This is a genomic window from Aminobacter sp. P4_D5 (assembly GCF_056401815.1).
Genome location: NZ_JBFUIP010000602.1, coordinates 1 through 772 on the forward strand (window position 1 = coordinate 1; position 772 = coordinate 772).

Consider the following 772-nt stretch of genomic DNA (forward strand, 5'->3'; position numbering starts at 1 on the left):
CTTCAGGATCAGCGCCTCGGGCGGCAGGTTGCGCGCCGGCGTGGTCAGCAGGAACGAGTCCAGGCCGCCATTGTGCTCGATCGTGCGGATGCCGTTCGTCGTCAGGCGCAGCTGGATCGAGGCCGCCAGCACGTCCGAGAAGAACGAGGTCTCCTGCAGGTTGGGCAGGAAGCGCCGGCGCGTCCGGTTGTTCGCGTGGCTGACGTTGTTGCCGGACTGAACGCCCTTGCCAGTGATGCCGCAGCGGCGAGCCATGGTGATACATCCTGCAGTCGGGCCGCGCGCAGGTCTCCGCGGCCGGAGGAAAACGGAGCCGGGCGTATGCGGCAGCCCGGCGGGTGAGTCAATACTCTCAGCGCTTAGGGAGGCTCGGCAGCTGCCGCAGCTCGCCGGCCTCGACGCTGGCCAGCGCCTGGCGCAGCACGCCGGCGATGGCGCGGTCGTCCATGTTGCGCGCGAGCAGGCCGAGCGCACCGCCCAGCAGCGCCGAGGCCGCCGAGACGGGGGCGATCTTCTGCTCCAGCATATACTCGATGGCCTTGTCCACGACCGAGCCGGCGTGGCTCAGATCCTCGGGGGCTTCGTCATCCATAGGGCAATCTCCAGTCACGCCGGGAAATGGGACGGAAACTTCCGCGAGGAAAGCCCCGGCGGCCTCCGGACGAATTACGCCTTTGTCATCTCTTCGGCCGCACGGGCGCTGACGCCGCTGCCGAACTCGGCCTGGGCCTGGGCGATCGCCGCCGCCTCCGCGGCCGCGACGGCCTCGGAC

Annotated in this window: 2 protein-coding genes; both read right to left on the minus strand. The window is 69.6% G+C overall.

Annotated elements, in window-relative coordinates; translation table 11 throughout:
* On the minus strand, positions 1-255 hold a 255-nt coding region (gene rpmB, locus AC1DWF_RS33780; RefSeq protein ID WP_476842857.1), incomplete at its 3' end, for a 50S ribosomal protein L28.
* Between the two features lie 97 nt (positions 256-352).
* Positions 353-592 (minus strand): hypothetical protein, encoded by a 240-nt coding sequence (locus AC1DWF_RS33785; RefSeq protein WP_476842858.1) that lies wholly within the window; start codon positions 590-592, stop codon positions 353-355.
* Positions 593-772: the final 180 nt, after the last annotated feature.

Bases quoted from the DNA above. Each gene is read 5' to 3' on its own strand.
- AC1DWF_RS33785 (WP_476842858.1), bottom strand. From the start codon at position 592: ATGGATGACGAAGCCCCCGAGGATCTGAGCCACGCCGGCTCGGTCGTG.